Raw genomic sequence first — 15,501 nt, forward strand, 5'->3', positions numbered from 1 at the left:
TTGCGGTGCCTTTAGACGCTCGGAGCGCACCCGTATCGTGATGGGACTAACGGTTTCTTGTCAGGGTGCCCAACTACAATTGGCGCTACCCGGTCACAAGGAGCATTGGTGTTTGGCTTGACGATTTTGGATTTGGCATTGATGTTGATGCTGCTGTCCTACCTGATCTATGGCCTGCGCAGTGGCTTCCTGGTGACACTCGGCGGAATTGCCGGTTTTGTGGTTGGTGCGATTGCTGCATTTATGGCTGTTCCACTTGTGAGCGGCTGGGTGAGCGATAGCGGTTGGAGGCTGACCGCCACGGTGGGTGCCGCCGTCGTGCTTATTGCGCTCGGCCACGGGCTGGGTACCATGATCGGGCGAAAAGTCCGCCATGCGGTGCGGATTAAGCCGTTGCACGCAGCCGACCGGTTGATTGGCGGCGTGGTCAGCGTGGTGGTCGCGGCGCTGGTGATGTCCATGTTGGCGTTCAGTATCAGTTCGCTGGGCGTGCCGTTTGTCTCGCAGCAGTTGGCTGAGTCGCGGGTCATTCGATACATCGATTCGTTGACGCCGACGCCGGTCAAAACCACAATGGCCCAATTGCGATCTACGGTGATCGGCGACGGTATTCCCAAGCTGATTGAGGGCTTCGGCCCATCCACACCGGTTACGATTCCCAACGAGTCCACCGACACTCCTGCCCTGAACCGCGCTGCCGAGTCCGTCCTGAAGATTGCCGGCACGGCCTTTGAATGCGGCCAGAACCAAACCGGATCCGGATTTGTCGTGTCGCCCGGGCGCGTCGTGACCAATGCACATGTTGTGGCGGGCGTGTCGCAGCCGGTCGTGGAAATTCCCGACGGCGGCGCGTTGCCGGGTCGGGTGGTCTACTTCGACTCCCAGCGGGACATCGCGGTTTTGGCCGTAGACGGACTTTCATCGGATCCACTGCAGCTGAGTCCAGACCTGGCAGCCGGCAGCCCCGCAGCTTTTGCGGGCTACCCGCACGGCGGTCCTTTCCAGTCCAAACCAGCAACTGTCCAAGGGATTTCGACCATCCTGGTTCCTGACATTTATGGCAGCAATCCTTCTCCCGAGTCGGTCTACAAGCTTGCGGGTGACGTCCAACCCGGTAACTCGGGAGGGCCGCTGCTCACCATGCAAGGGCAGGTAGCCGGCTTGATCTTTGCCAAGACCACAACTGATGCGGCACTTGGGTTTGCACTCACCATGGAGGACATCCAGCCGGTGGCTGCCCAAGCTCCGGGCCTTAGCAATCCTGTTTCGCCCGGGCAGTGCACACGCAAGTAACTTTGACGGCAATTCCCGGACATTCTCCCATCGCCTAATAGATTGGGAGCCATGACTGAAGCCACCCCCGCCACCGAATCTGGTCGCGGCACCATTCTTGTGATCAACGGACCGAACCTTAACCTTTTGGGCACCAGGGAGCCCGAGAAGTACGGCACTTCCACGCTCGCGGACGTCGAGCAGTTGGCCATGTCAGCCGCGGCTGCCCATGGCTTCACGGTGGACTGCGTTCAGTCCAACCACGAAGGGGATCTCCTCGACGCTATCCACGCAGCGCGCGGAACCGCGGCGGGCATCGTCATCAATGCCGGGGCCTTCACACACACGTCAGTGGCGCTTCGTGACGCCCTCGCCGCAGTGCAGCTGCCCGCCGTCGAAGTGCACATCACCAACGTTCATCAGCGCGAAGAGTTCCGGCACCACTCCTACTTATCCGGTGTGTGCAGCGCCATCATCGTGGGTGCGGGCGTACTTGGCTACAAGTTGGCCATCGATTACCTGGCTGAAACCGTGTAGTCCGGCGGACGTGAGAGAGGGATTCCGGGAAGCCGTCTGGATGTGAGAGAGGGTTCCCGGGAAGCCCTGTGGACGTGAGAGAGGGATCCCGGGAAGCCGTCTGGATGTGAGAGAGGATCCCCGGGACGTGAGAGAGGGCTCCCGGGAAGCCCTGTGGACGTGAGAGAGGGATCCCCGGGAGCCATCAGGATGTGAGAGAGGGCTACAGGGCTGTGAACCGCAGCAAGAGCGCGTGCTCGGGGTTCAGCACGGGCATGGGAAGGCCCGCCTCGCCAAGGAAGCGTCCCGTTGCGACAGCGCCATCGGCCAGCCAAGCGACTGGTTGAGCCTCGATGAACGTGTGCCCGTAGTCGACATCCGCCAGGGTGGGGAAGATCGCTTCCACACGATAGGAACGGGAGGATTCCAGCCCCGGGATGGCTACGCGTCCGGGCTGCTCAGCGAAGCCAGTCCGCGTCTTGACCACGGCGAAGAGGGCGGCGATGGCACCCACTGCAGGACCGCCGTCGTGCGTGGCATCCGCAACAACAGAGTCAGCGACAACCCCGTGCAGCATCATGGACTCGTCGGGCACATCTGCGCGCACCATCCGTCCGGTGTGGATCAACCCGCGGTGCTCCTTGTACAGGGTGATGAAGCGCTTGAGTTCCTCGCGCTCAGGCCCMTGGACTTCGCGGATGTCCCACTCCATGCCGAAGTGCCCAAACAGCGCCGTGATGGCTCGGAAGGACAAGTCATGCGTCCGGGCCGTGGTGTGGGACGTCGTGGGCCCAATGTGTCCGCCCACCAGCTCCGGCGGGACCACCATTCCGGTCCAGCGCTGGATGGTTTGCCGCTCCAAGGCGTCATTGCAGTCCGAAGCCCAGATCCTGTCAGTGCGGTCCAGGATCCCGAGATCCACTCGGGCGCCGCCGGAGGAGCAACTCTCGATCTCGACACCCGGGTGCGCCGCACGGAGGGCATCGAAGAGCCGGTAAGCGGCAAGGGTCTGTTCATGCACGGACGAACGGCCGGCATGGCCGTGCTCCACGAGGTCCCGGTTTTGGTCCCACTTGAGGTAGCTGATGTTGTTTTCCCGCAGCAGGCCATCAATCCGGTCGAAAATGTACTGCCACGCCTCGGGGTTGACGAGGTCGATGATGTGCTGGTGTCGCCATTCAAGCGGCAGCCGGCCACCGTCCTTGAAGGACAGGGCGGATGGTCCAACGATCCACTCAGGGTGGGCGCGGGCGATGTCCGAATCAATGTTCACCATCTCCGGCTCAACCCAGAGGCCAAACTCCATTCCGTGGGAAGTCACCGCATCAATCAGGGGCGTCAGGCCTGAAGGCCAGATGGTCTCATCGACGTACCAGTCACCGAGGCCTGCGTGGTCGTCCCGGCGTCCGCGGAACCACCCGTCGTCGAGCACGAACCGCTCAACGCCCAGGTCCGCGGCGGACTCGGCCAGCTCAATCAACGTCTCCAGGTTGTGATCGAAGTACACGGCTTCCCACGTGTTGAGGACAACTGGCCTTGGCTTGCCAGCGACATCCACGTGGTGCGGGCGGGACCGGAACCAGCTGTAGAAGGCTTCACTGATTCCGTCCAAGCCCCGATCGGAGTATGCGGCAAACAATGCTGGTGTGGTGTAGCTTTCGCCGGATTGCAGCACGACTTCGGAGGGGCCCAGGAGTTCGGAACCGCCGATCATGGTGCGGCCATCGGCCACGTTGTCAGCGAATTGCTCGTGGTTTCCACTCCACGCCAAGTGTGTGGCCCAGACTTTGCCGTGTCGGTTGCCGAAGCCGGCGGTTCCGGCCGCAAGCAGCAGTGAGGAATCGTGTCCTGTACGGCCGTGCCGGCCAGTGCGGACCCAGGTTCCTTGCTGAATGGCCCTGCGTTGCGGGTGCCGTTCGCGGCACCAACGGCCAGTAAGGTCCAAAAGCTCGACGGCGTCCGGCGCCACCGGGAGCATCGTCGCCAATTCGTCCACCTGGAAAGGCGACGTGCCGTCGTTGGTGACTGTGTGCCGCAGTTCCAAAAGGCCACCGGGGTGCAAGGTGAGGTTGCTCGTGACCGTGATGCCGGCGTCGGGATCTGACTGAACGATCGACGCTGACGACCCGTTCGCGGTCGCGCTCACCACTCGCAGGCGTACAGAGAAGTCGTAGCCGGGCACGCCATCGGTAAACCGGTGTCCCCGCAACCCTGTTCGGCCCTGCCATGAGGAGGAGGCCTGGGGGAGGAGTCCGGCCGGTACGTTGGCATCGATCGAGGAAGGAGGGATGGGCTCATTGAGGATGGAAAGGTCCGGAAGGGCGTCGCCCAGGTCTGCTCCCCAGTGGGAGATTTCGGCCTCTCCTCGGTGAGTACTTATCACCAGGCTGGTACCGGCGGAACGGAGATGGAGCGGGTGCATGGGTGTGAGTCGCTTTCAAAAAGATTGTGTGAGGCCCACTCTGCGGTGCAAATGGGCACGAAGGCGCGCAGAGCAGGCCTCACAACGGGAAGTTTTACTTGAAGAGGGCGTTGACCTGGTTGTTGGCTTCAGTCAATGAAGACGCAGGCTTCTTGCCGGAGAGCACGGCATCCATGGCCGGCTTCATGATGCCATCCACCTTTGCGGCCTTGTCCGCGATCGGGAACAGGAACGTGGTGCCTTCCTTCACGTGTGTGGTGAAGGCGGAAACGTCAGTGCCCTTGTCGGCGAAGGCCTTGGCGGCAATCTCGGAAGAACTGGTGATGGCCGGGAAGACCACTGCCTTGCTGGCTACGACGTCCTGGCAAGCAGCCGAGCCGAGGTACTCCACCCACTTCACGCTGGCGGCAGGGTTCTTGGTGCCGGCCCAAATGGAGTCAGCCAAGCCATTGAACATGCTGGCACGCTGACCACTGGGGCCCTTGGGCGTCGGGGCAAAGGCGGTCTCGATGCCCTTGTAGGTCTTGTACTGGCCGATCAACCAGTCACCGTTGCTGTTGATCGCGGCCTTTCCAGCACCGAAGCTGTCCGGCATGCTGGCTCCAACAGTGGTTTCAAGCTTGGGCATGTAGCCCTTGTCCACCAGGCCGGCCCACCAGGCGATGGTTTCCTGGAAGCGGGGGTCGTCGTAGTTGAACTTGCTGCCCCACGGGTTCTTGTCGGTGGCGGTCCAGCCGGTGGTTGCAGTGAGGAAGCTCCACTCCGTCTGGCCTTGGCCCGAGCCGCTGCCGGTCAAGCCCAATCCGTAGGTCGCTACGTTGTTCTTGTCGAAACCGGCTTCATCTCCGCGCTTGCCGTTCTTGTCCACGGTCAAGTGCGCGATCGTCTTTTCGTAGCTGCCGCCGTCCTTGGGGTTCCAATCAAGGTTGGCCATCTGCTCCGCGGTGATCCCTGCCGCGTCAGTCATTGCCTTGTTGTAGAACAGGCCTACGGTGTCCCAGTCCTTCGGCAGGCCATAGCGCTTGCCGTCCTGGCCCACCCACAGCTCCGGGAGGCCCTTGGTGTAGGCATCAAGCTTGATTCCGTCTTTTGCCACAGCGTCATCGAGGGGCAGAAGCTGCTTCTTCGCGGCGTACTCCGGGTACTTGGACAGGTGGTCCGTGAAAACGTCCGGCGCTGTTCCTGCGACGAAACCGTTGGTCAATGTGGTCCAGTAGTCGTCCCAGCCGCGCTGGGTGATCTTGACCTTGATATCCGGGTTGGCCTTGGTGAAATCATTGGCGCACTGTTGGTACGCGGGGAGCTGGTTGGCGTCCCAGAGCCAGTAGTTGATTTCTCCCTTGGCCTCGGAGGAAGCAGGGGCGGAGCCGCCACAGGCGGACATTGTCAGGGCGATGGCGGCGGCAGCAGCGGCGACGCCGAGGGTTTTCTTCATGACGAACCTTTCGTTGGGGAGTGCGGGTTACTTGATTCCGGAGAATCCGATGGAGTTGACGACCTTCTTGCCGAAGGCGATGAAGAGAAGGAAGATGGGCAGCGCGGCGACGAGAGTTCCGGCCATGAGCCCGGACCAGTCGAGGGCACCTTGCGGGGACTGCGATTTGAAGACGCTGAGGCCTACGGTGAGCACCCGGACGCTCTCGTCCTGGCCCACCAGCAACGGCCAGAAGTATTCGTTCCACTGCCCGATGAAGGTCAGCAGCGCCAGGGTGGCGATGGGGGCGGCGGCGTTCGGAAGCACAATCTGGAAGAAGATGCGCAGGTGCTTGGCGCCGTCGAGCATTGCCGCTTCCTCAACCTCGCGGGACATGCTGAGGAAGAACTGGCGCAGGAAGAAGATGGCGAAGGGGGTCATGAACAGGAATGGCAGGGACATCCCGGCCATGGTGTTGAGCAGCCCGAGGTTCTTGATCATGAGGAAGTTGGGCAGCGCCGTGAAGATCGGCGGAACCATCATGGTGGTCAGGAACACGGCGAACACTTTGTTCCTGCCAGGCCAGCGCAATCGGGCGAAGGCGTATGCGGCCATGGCGCTGAAGAACACCTGGCCGGCTGTCGTGACGGTAGCGAAAATGATGGAGTTTTGCAGGTACAGCCAGAAGTTGATGGCGGCACCGGAGCCGCCATCGGCGATCGCCTCTTCGGTGGTTTGCAGCCCGAGGACGCGCTTGAAGGCGCCCCAGCTGAAGTCGGCCGGCAGGAGGTTTCCGGCGTTGGAAGCCAACGCGCTGTTGCTGGACAGCGCCGTCCGCAGCATCCACAGGAACGGGGCAATCGTTACGGCGACGGCGACGCCGACCAGCACCCAGGCGCCAACCCGGCGCCAATTAATGGGCTTTTTTGGGGACGAAGTGGTGCGTGGTGGGTTCTGGCTGGAGACATTCTTACGAGGTGCGGTTGAAGTAGTCATGGCGGCTCTCCTTATTCCAATTCCAAATCCGGCTTAGTCCAGGTCCGATTCGTTGCCCTTGAGGAACTTCATTTGCACGAAGGCCACCAGGGCGAGAATGACGAACAGGATCACGGACAATGCGGAGGCGTAGCCGAAATCGGATTCGCCGAAGGCTTTTTGGTAGATGTACATCTGGATCACGCGCGAGGCGTTGACGGGTCCACCGTTGGTTGTGACCGCAACAGTGTCAAAGACCTGGAAGGAACCGATCACGGTGACCACCAGCACGAGTACCAAAACCGGGCGGAGCAGCGGCATGGTGACGCTCCAGAACGTCCGGGCCGGGGACGCGCCGTCGAGGTTTGCTACCTCATACAGATGGTTCGGGATGGACTGGAGGCCGGCGAAGATCAGCAGGGCCGTGTAGCCCATGTGGCGCCATACGTTCACGAAAGCGATCGTGGGAATCGCCCATTGCTCACTGCCGAAGAAGGCGACGCGGGGGAGGCCCACCCAGCTCATGACCTCGTTGACGATGCCCAGCTGGTAGTCCAGCATCCAGAACCACAGCAGGGCGACAATGACGTTGGCCACCAGGAAGGGCAGCAGGAGTGCGCCCCGGATGAACGTGGATTTGGCCACCCGGTGCATCAGGAGTGCGAGTCCCAGCGCGATTACCGTCTGGAAGCCGATGTTCAGGACAACGTACTGGATTGTCACTCCCATGGCGTTCCAGAACAGTTCATCGCCGAAGATTGCCGTGTAGTTTCCCAGTCCAATCCAGGTGGGTTCGCCGAGGATGCTGTACTCAGTGAAGCTGAGGTAGATGCCGCGGATTGTGGGGATCAGAAAGAACGCCACGAAGCCGATCACGGCGGGGAAGATGAAGAAGAGTGCGATCTTCAGGTCACCAAGGCGGCTTGTCATGCTGCGTTTGGCAGGTTGCAGCTTGCGGGGTTGCCGGCCCAGGAGATTCCTTGCTGACCGCCGTGAGGCGTTGCCCGGTTGCTTGGTTAGCGTGGTCATCGTCGACCCTTTCCTGACTGTGATGTGGGTAACAACTGGGATAGAATCTACACGAGTAGATCAGAACGATGCAAGCTTTTTGGGAATATTTGTTCGTTTATGTCCAATTTGTTGACTCGTGTAGATCACAGTGAAAGACTCAAGCGAGCCCAGTGAGGGGCCACTACAACTGCTGCCAAGTCAGCTTCAGGAAGGCAAACGATGACGTTTTCGATCGGTGTTCTAGGTGTCGGGCAGTTCGGCAGCCAGTTCGCGCACCTCTTCAAGCTCCACCCCGGCGTCAATGCCGTTTACGTGGTGGATGAACTACCCGAGCGTGCCGCAGCGGCCCAGGAACGCTGGGGACTTGATGGTGTGTTGGGAAGTTTTGAGGAACTCCTGGAGTCCGACGTCGATGCTGTCGCCATCTTCACGCAACGGTGGACTCACGGACCCCTCGTCGAGCGCGCACTACGCGCTGGCAAGCACGTCTACTCAGCCGTCCCGATGGCGATCTCCGAAGCGGAAATCGAGCGCATCATCCAGGCAGTCCGCGAAACCAAGCTCGTTTACGCCATGGGGGAGACCAGCTACTACAACCCCGCAACAGTCTTCGCCAGGCAACAGCACGCGGCCGGAAAGTTTGGCCGGATCTTCTACACCGAAGGCGATTACGTCCATGACATGGACCTGGGTTTCTACGAGGCCTACCAGTACAGCGGTGGCGAACGGTGGAAGGAAACCGCCAGCTATCCGCCCATGCTGTATCCCACGCACGCTATCGGCGGGGTCCTCGGCGCAGTACCGGCGCACGCTGTCAGCGTCAGTTGCATCGGGGTCAAGGACGACCGCGGAGATGGCGTCTTCGATAAAGACGTCAGTATGTTCGCCAACGATTTCTCGAATGCTACGGCCTTGTTCGAAATGAACGACGGCGGTGCGATGCGCACCAATGAGATGCGCCGGGTGGGCTATCCATCCCATCTCCGCGAATCCCGCTTCCGCTTCTTTGGCACCGAAGCCAGTTTCGAGCAGCTGGCAACCACCACCGTGTGGCAGGACAAAACGAAGGTGGAAGACGTCTCGGGACAAGTCGAGACGAAGCCCACGATGTCAGCCGATGATCCATCGTTGGCTGACGTGGCCCCGGAGCTCCGGGATGCCTTCATTTCCGGGCTGGCGCCGGTCCACGATCAATCACGGCTGCCCGAGGAATTCCTCGGAGCGCCCAACGGACACGAAGGCAGCCACCAGTTCCTCGTGGATGACTTTGTCACGGCGGTCAACAACCGAACGCTTCCGCCGGTCAACGCCTGGGTCGCGGCCCGCTTCACCTTGCCCGGAATCGTAGCCCACGAATCTGCCCTCCGTGGCGGCGAACGCCTTCCCATCCGGGACTTCGGCGACGCTCCCTCCTTGTAGCTAGCATTTACGTCATGACAACTTCGGCAGTACAAACCCCGCGCGGACCGGTTACACGCAAGGACGTGGCCCGGTACGCCGGGGTGAGTACCGCCGTCGTGAGTTACGTTGTGAACGGCGGGCCCAAGAACGTGGCCCCGGCGACGGAAGCCAAAGTGCGCGACGCCATCCGCATCCTCGGCTACCGTCCCAACGCTGCGGCCCGGGCTCTGAAGCTCGGGTCAAGCGAAACTGTCGGCGTGATTGTTCCGGACAATACCAACCCCTTTTTCTCGCAGCTCGCCCATGCCGTTGAAGATGCTGCGGCAGAACTTGGCTACGGCATGGTGMTCACCAACTCGGGCGGCAGCTTGGCCAAAGAGCGGCAAAACATCCGCAACCTTGCCGCACGGCAAGTGGACGGAGTGTTCCTGGCGAGCTGCGTGTTCGATCCCGATCTGACCGACCTGGAAGCGTCGGAAATCCCGTCGGTGCTGCTGAACAATGCTGGCTCGCCGCCAGGGTTCACCAGTGTAGGTGTGGACCTCGAAGCAGGCGCCCGGGCCGCCGTCGAGCACCTCATAGGCCACGGCCACACAAACATTGGCCTCGCCATCGGAACCAACACAGGCAACCAGCTCGACGGACGTGAAGTGGGCTGGCTTAGAACTTTGCGCGAGGCAGGACTGCCGGATGGCCCCATGCTTCATGGGGAGTTCAGCAGGCCGGGAGGTTACGAGGTAGGCAAGCGTTTCCTCGCCATGGCCAACCGACCTACGGCAATCTTCGCCAGCAACGACATGCAGGCGATCGGAATTCTCCGCGCCCTCCACGAGGCGGGCCTGAACGTTCCCGACGACATGGCCCTGGTGTCCTTCGACGGTTCCCTCGATTCCGAATACAGTTGGCCGGCGTTGACCACCGTGGCGCAACCTGTGGAGGAGATGGCTGAAGCGGCTGTTCGGGCACTCGTGGGCGAGGGCCGGGGCGAGGCGCTGCAGCACAGGATCCTGCCCACGGAGTTGATCGTGCGCCAGTCGTGCGGCTGCAAGTGAGCCTTCCAACGTTCTCTCACATCCCGACGGTTTGACTGCCGATGCTCTCTCACATCCTCCATTTATGTGAGAGAACATCCGTCAAAAAGGCCACGATGTGAGAGAGCATCCGGGGGTTTACGAGTCCATGCTGGCGTAGCGCTCGGGCCGGGCGAGCACCTGGCTGATCTGGGCCGTGCCCGCGGCCAGGGCGAGCCGGACCAACAGGAAACCGGCCGCAAAAACTCCCCCGACGGTCAGGAACACGACGGGCCGGGTCAACAAGGCTGGACCCGCCAGTGGCAGAACCAACGCTGCTGCTGCTGCCGCAGAGATACCTGCCACCAGGAGCAACGGCGACATCACCGCCTTGACCCGCGCAGCCACCATGAGTTTCTGCGGCATCCCTACCCGGTCCAAGGCCACGAGGGTCGAAGCATGGTCGAGCACGGCGGCGGCTTGGTTTACGCCGGCGGAACAAGCCACCATCAGGAACGAGCCCAGCAGGGTGATCATTACGCCGGTGTTGATATCGCTCACGAGCAGCGTGGTTTCATCCGACGCGCTGCCGCCCATCGTGTCCGCTACCGCCATGCCGACGCCCACGAACACTCCCACAAAACTGGTCATCGCGACGCCCCCAACTTGTCGCCACGATTCCTTGGGACTTTCCAGGACTGTCCGTGCAGCGAGCAGTTGCTCGGGCCGCTTTGCCCTCTTGAGCTGCGATGACGCCTGAAGCCGCAGGACCCACGGCCCCATCAGGTTCAGTGCCAGCAGCGCCAGTCCGAAGCAGCCGCCCATCACGGCGATAATCACGATAAACGCGCCAAAGCTGCTCAGCATGCCCATGGCCATTACTCCGAAGACCACCACCACGGCCGCAATGAGGCCGCGAACCCAGTGGACGCCGTCGGCCGTTTGACTGGTCCGCACTCCCAGCGGCGTCAGCACCACCTTGCGGAGGCCAAGCGCAGCACTCGCAGCGGCAAGGACGCAGACAGCGAGGATGCATCCGAGAATTGATGGCACGGACAACCATGCATGGCCGCCTATCGCTAGTCCCCGGAACTGGATCAACCCTAGAAACGGTGCCGTGCAGGCATACAGCCCGGCACCGGCCAGCGCGCCGATTGTCGCCAGGACTGTTGACTCTATGACCGTCATCCACACGACCGTCGCTCTACTGGCCCCCAGGAGGCGAAGGGACGCCAGGCGGTCATCACGACGGCGGGCGGCGAGTCGCGCTGCCGAGGCACCGAGCGTCAGCAGCGGTATGACGAGCAAAACCATCGCGACGACGGCCAGCGCCTGGTAGGTGCCTGCGATGTCATCAGACCAGGACCAAAAGACTTGGGAACCGCCAGCCACCGTCAGCAGGAGCGCCGTGACCGTGCCGAACGCGAGAATTGGCAACCCGGCGTCGCGCCGTTTGGTTTGGTGCAGCCCGGTTTGACGAAGGCTCCTGCTTCGGGAGAGGTAGGGGGTGAGGCGTAGGGCCAGGGCAAGGCTAGACATTGAACGCACCCTTGAAATTGGTAGTGGCGGCACTGCCGGTGTCCGCCACGATTCGGCCGTCACGCAGCTCCACCACGCGTTGGCAGCGTGCAGCCACGTTGGGATCGTGCGTAACCACCAGCAGTGTCCGACCATTGGCTGCAACGGAGTGAAGCAACACGTCAAGGACTTCATTGGAGGTAGCAGAGTCAAGAGCGCCTGTGGGTTCGTCCGCAAAGACGATGCGTGCCCCGGTGACCTGGGCCCTGGCGATGGCCACCCGCTGGACCTGCCCGCCAGACAATTCGCCGAGCCTGCGCTGTTCCATGCCGGCCAGGCCAAGGGCCGCCAGCCACTCGGCGGCACGGGCCTCGGAGGTGGTCCGATCGGTGCCGTTCAGCATCAGCGCCAAGGCCACGTTCTCAACGGCAGTCAGTTCCGGCAGCAGCATGCCCTGCTGGAAAACGAAACCGAATTCCTCCCGGCGGAGACGGGAAAGCGCCCCATCTCCGAGGGAATCCAAGCGGATCGGACCTGCCGCCGAGCTCAAGGTGACTGTACCGGCGTCGGGCCTCAAAATTCCGGCGAGGCAGTGCAGAAGGGTGGTCTTACCGGAACCCGACGGCCCGATGATGGCAATGGATTCACCTGGATTTGCGGCGAAGTCCACGTGATCCAGCGCGACGCTGCCGGGATAGTGCTTGGTGAGGTGCTGGGCATGGAGTATGGCGTTCATGGATCCAGCTTCGCTGCCGGGCCCATGCCAAGGCGTCAGTCCGGCGGCTGAACTCTGCGCACAGGCCTCCACCCGCAGTATGAGAGCCTACTTGGCCTGGACGTCCGCGATTCTCAGCTTCGCAACATTCTCGGCGAGTACGCGGCGAGCATCCTCGCCCAGGTTCGAGTCCGTGATGAGCTCGTCGGCTTCCTCCAGCTGGGCAATGGATGCTATGCCCACCACACCCCATTTGCTGTAGTCGGCCAGCACCACAGTGGTGCGGGCTGATGCCATGAACGCCCGGTCCGTTTCGGCCTCGAGCAGATTGGGGGTGGTGAAACCCGCCTGTGCATCCATGCCATGGACACCCAGGAACAGGACGTCCAGATGAAGCTGCTTGAGCGAGGACGTCGCGATTGGCCCCACCAAAGCGTCCGACGGCGTGCGCTCGCCACCAATCAGGATCACGGTGGAGCCGAACCGGGCCGGCCCCGACGAAGACCCGTGATGGAAGAGGTCGGCAATCCGCACGGAGTTGGTGACAACGGTGATTCGGGGACCATGGACGAGCTCCTGCGCCAGCGCCCACGTGGTGGTTCCTGCACTGAGCCCGATCGCCATGCCTTCATGGACGAGCGAGGCAGCCTCGACCGCAATGGCATGCTTTTCCGCGGTCAGCTGCGTGGACTTGAGCTCAAAGCCAGGCTCGTGGGTGCTGGCATCGCCGGGAAGCTTTGCCCCGCCGTGGATACGCTCCACGCGGCCGGTTTCTTCGAGGGCTTCGATATCGCGCCGGACGGTCATGGGGGAGACGCCCAGCAATTGGGCGAGGTCCGATACCCGTACAACGCGCTCGCGCTGGACGGCATCGATGATGGCGGAGTGGCGTGCTGCCTGAAGCATCAAGGCCTTTCTGGAGAGCCTCATCAAACATGAGGCTGATACTGGCTCCAGTCTAGGACGCAGTGGTGCTCCCGGGTGGCAAATGCAGTCCCGGCGCCGTCACGATCCTTTTGGACACACGACGGCGCCGCTCACCTTGGGAGGGGAGCGGCGCCGTCGTGATTGCTATTTCCTGAGGGATTCGGCGATTTGTTTCATGATGCCGGGGTCGGCGAGGGTGGTGGCGTCGCCGGTGTCGCGGCCTTCTGCGATGTCTTTGAGGAGGCGGCGGACGATTTTGCCGGAGCGTGTTTTGGGTAGTTCCGGAACGATGAGCAGTTGTTTCGGTTTGGCGATGGGGCCGATTTCCTTGCCGACGTGGTTCCGCAGTTCCAGGATTGTTTCTTCACCGTTGTTTGCGGCGTCACCGCGGAGGATGACGAACGCGACGATGGCTTGTCCGGTGGTTTCGTCGGTGGCGCCGACGACGGCTGCTTCGGCCACTGAGGGGTGGGAGACGAGGGCGGATTCGATTTCGGTGGTGGAGAGGCGGTGGCCGGAGATGTTCATGACGTCGTCCACGCGGCCCAGGAGCCAGACATCACCGTCTTCGTCTTTTTTGGCACCGTCCCCGGCGAAGTACATGGACTCGAACCGGGACCAGTAGGTGTCCTTGAACCGTTCCGGGTCTCCCCAGATACCGCGCAGCATGGAGGGCCAGGGTTCGCGGACCACGAGGTAGCCGCCTTCACCGTTGGCCACGGACTGGCCGTTCTCGTCCACGACGTCCACGGCGATGCCGGGCAGCGGTACCTGCGCCGAACCGGGCTTGGTGGCCGTGACGCCGGGCAGGGGTGCGATCATCTGCGCCCCGGTTTCGGTCTGCCACCAGGTGTCCACGATCGGTGCGGGGTTTTCCTTGCGTTCGCCGTTCTTGCCGGCGTTGCCGCCGATGACGTCGCGGTACCACATCCATGCTTCGGGGTTGATGGGTTCACCCACGGAGCCCAGGACGCGGATGGAGGACAGATCGTATTTGCCCGGGATCTCACGTCCCCATTTCATGAAGGTGCGGATCGCGGTGGGGGCGGTGTAGAGGATGGAGACCTTGTACTTCTCCACCAGTTCCCACCAACGGCCTTGGTGCGGGGAATCCGGGGTGCCTTCGTACATGACCTGGCTGGCGCCGTTGATCAGCGGCGCATAGGCGACGTAGGAGTGGCCGGTGACCCATCCGACGTCGGCCGTGCACCAGTACACGTCCGTTTCCGGGTGCAGGTCAAAGACCACTTTGTGCGTGTACGCGGTCTGGGTGAGGTACCCGCCGGTGGTGTGCAGGATGCCCTTGGGCTTGCCCGTGGTCCCGGAGGTGTAAAGGATGAACAGCGGATGCTCGGAGTCATGCCCGACGGCGGTGTGCTCAGTTGAGGCGGCATCTACCGTCTCGCTCCACCAGAGGTCGCGACCCTCAACCCAGTTGACGTCCTCGCCGTTGCGCTTGACGACAACCACCTTTTCGACGGTGTGTCCTTCTTTGGCGAGGGCTTCGTCCACGGCCGGCTTGAGGGGGCTGGGCTTGCCGCGGCGGTAGGTGCCGTCGGCGGTGACCACGAGCTTGGCCTCGGCGTCCTCGATGCGGGAACGGAGCGCGTCGGCCGAGAAGCCACCGAACACTACCGAGTGCACAGCACCGATTCTGGCGCAGGCGAGGAGCGTGATGACGGCCTCGGGAATCATCGGCAGGTACACCGCCACGCGGTCTCCCTTTGCCACGCCAAGGGCTTCGAACGCGTTCGCAGCCTTCTTGACCTCCTCGGTCAGCTCCGTATACGTGTACGTGCGGGTGTCTCCCGGCTCGCCCTCGAAGTAGATGGCAACGCGGTCGCCCAAACCGTTCTCCACGTGCCGGTCCAGAGCGTTGTACGCAGCGTTGACTTCGCCACCGACGAACCACTTGGCGAACGGCGGATCCGACCAATCCAGGGCTTGCGTGAAGTCTTTGTCCCAGCTGAGCAGCTCGCGGGCTTGCTTCGCCCAAAACGCGGGACGGTCCGCTTCGGCCTCTTTATATTCATCGGCGGTAGCCACGGCGTTCGCGGCAAACTCAGGTGATGGCGGGAACTTACGGTTCTCGTGGAGCAAATTCTCGAGAGCCTCGACGTGTGGTGCCCGACCGTTCTGCGGCGTCGACGCTGCAGCGGTGGTCGTGGATCCGGTGGTGTCCTGGGACATGGTGAACCTCATCATTCATCGATCTTTGCTGCGCGGACGCCGCCGGCTGAGTCCGCACTCCAGGCGTGAGCCGTCGTAGTGCGTCCCGCGGAGGGTCCGCAGAGTATTGTCCGCCTTCAACATTATCGCT

General features: G+C 62.3%; 12 protein-coding genes. 4 read left to right on the forward strand and 8 right to left on the reverse strand.

What is annotated here, in order from left to right:
• Window positions 1-108 precede the first annotated feature (108 nt).
• Together AB4Y87_RS05510 and aroQ are read left to right on the forward strand one after the other, a co-directional pair.
• Window positions 109-1,293, forward strand: a complete 1,185-nt coding sequence (locus tag AB4Y87_RS05510; protein WP_442003421.1) for a MarP family serine protease — start codon at window positions 109-111, stop codon at window positions 1,291-1,293.
• 51 nt (window positions 1,294-1,344) lie between these two features.
• A complete protein-coding gene (gene aroQ, locus AB4Y87_RS05515; RefSeq protein ID WP_442003422.1) occupies window positions 1,345-1,809 on the forward strand; it encodes a type II 3-dehydroquinate dehydratase in 465 nt (154 codons plus the stop codon).
• 202 nt (window positions 1,810-2,011) lie between these two features.
• On the opposite strand, the gene AB4Y87_RS05520 is transcribed toward aroQ, so the two are convergent.
• The 4 genes from AB4Y87_RS05520 to AB4Y87_RS05535 all read right to left on the reverse strand — a co-directional run bounded on the left by AB4Y87_RS05520 (window position 2,012) and on the right by AB4Y87_RS05535 (window position 7,628).
• Complete coding sequence (locus tag AB4Y87_RS05520; protein ID WP_442003423.1) at window positions 2,012-4,210, reverse strand: alpha-galactosidase; 2,199 nt, start codon at window positions 4,208-4,210, stop codon at window positions 2,012-2,014.
• Window positions 4,211-4,304: 94 nt separating this feature from the next.
• Window positions 4,305-5,645, reverse strand: coding sequence for an ABC transporter substrate-binding protein (locus AB4Y87_RS05525; protein WP_442003424.1), 1,341 nt, complete (start codon window positions 5,643-5,645; stop codon window positions 4,305-4,307).
• Window positions 5,646-5,672: 27 nt separating this feature from the next.
• A complete protein-coding gene (locus AB4Y87_RS05530) occupies window positions 5,673-6,620 on the reverse strand; it encodes a carbohydrate ABC transporter permease (RefSeq protein WP_442003425.1) in 948 nt (315 codons plus the stop codon).
• Window positions 6,621-6,653: 33 nt separating this feature from the next.
• Window positions 6,654-7,628 (reverse strand): carbohydrate ABC transporter permease, encoded by a 975-nt coding sequence (locus AB4Y87_RS05535; RefSeq protein ID WP_442003426.1) that lies wholly within the window; start codon window positions 7,626-7,628, stop codon window positions 6,654-6,656.
• Between the two features lie 201 nt (window positions 7,629-7,829).
• On the opposite strand from AB4Y87_RS05535, the gene AB4Y87_RS05540 reads away from it, so the two are divergent.
• Both AB4Y87_RS05540 and AB4Y87_RS05545 read left to right on the forward strand, forming a co-directional pair.
• The gene (locus AB4Y87_RS05540) at window positions 7,830-9,029 is read left to right on the forward strand and encodes a Gfo/Idh/MocA family protein (protein WP_442003427.1); all 1,200 of its coding nucleotides are present in this window, start codon (window positions 7,830-7,832) and stop codon (window positions 9,027-9,029) included.
• A 14-nt stretch (window positions 9,030-9,043) separates the two neighbouring features.
• Window positions 9,044-10,063 (forward strand): LacI family DNA-binding transcriptional regulator, encoded by a 1,020-nt coding sequence (locus AB4Y87_RS05545; RefSeq protein WP_442003428.1) that lies wholly within the window; start codon window positions 9,044-9,046, stop codon window positions 10,061-10,063.
• Window positions 10,064-10,180: 117 nt separating this feature from the next.
• Here the strand turns inward: AB4Y87_RS05545 and AB4Y87_RS05550 are convergent, their stop codons facing one another.
• The 4 genes from AB4Y87_RS05550 to acs form a co-directional block, all read right to left on the reverse strand.
• Window positions 10,181-11,560 (reverse strand): FtsX-like permease family protein, encoded by a 1,380-nt coding sequence (locus AB4Y87_RS05550; RefSeq protein ID WP_442003429.1) that lies wholly within the window; start codon window positions 11,558-11,560, stop codon window positions 10,181-10,183.
• Window positions 11,553-12,275, reverse strand: a complete 723-nt coding sequence (locus AB4Y87_RS05555) for an ABC transporter ATP-binding protein (RefSeq protein WP_442003430.1) — start codon at window positions 12,273-12,275, stop codon at window positions 11,553-11,555. The genes AB4Y87_RS05550 and AB4Y87_RS05555 overlap by 8 nt, the downstream gene beginning before the upstream one ends.
• Before the next feature lie 87 nt (window positions 12,276-12,362).
• Complete coding sequence (locus AB4Y87_RS05560; protein WP_442003602.1) at window positions 12,363-13,160, reverse strand: DeoR/GlpR family DNA-binding transcription regulator; 798 nt, start codon at window positions 13,158-13,160, stop codon at window positions 12,363-12,365.
• Between the two features lie 165 nt (window positions 13,161-13,325).
• Window positions 13,326-15,371: an acetate--CoA ligase gene (acs, locus tag AB4Y87_RS05565; RefSeq protein WP_442003603.1), complete on the reverse strand. Its 2,046-nt coding sequence runs from the start codon at window positions 15,369-15,371 to the stop codon at window positions 13,326-13,328.
• Window positions 15,372-15,501: the final 130 nt, after the last annotated feature.

Origin of the sequence: Paenarthrobacter sp. RAF54_2 (genome assembly GCF_052113945.1) — a bacterium.
Classification (GTDB): Bacteria; Actinomycetota; Actinomycetes; order Actinomycetales; family Micrococcaceae; genus Arthrobacter.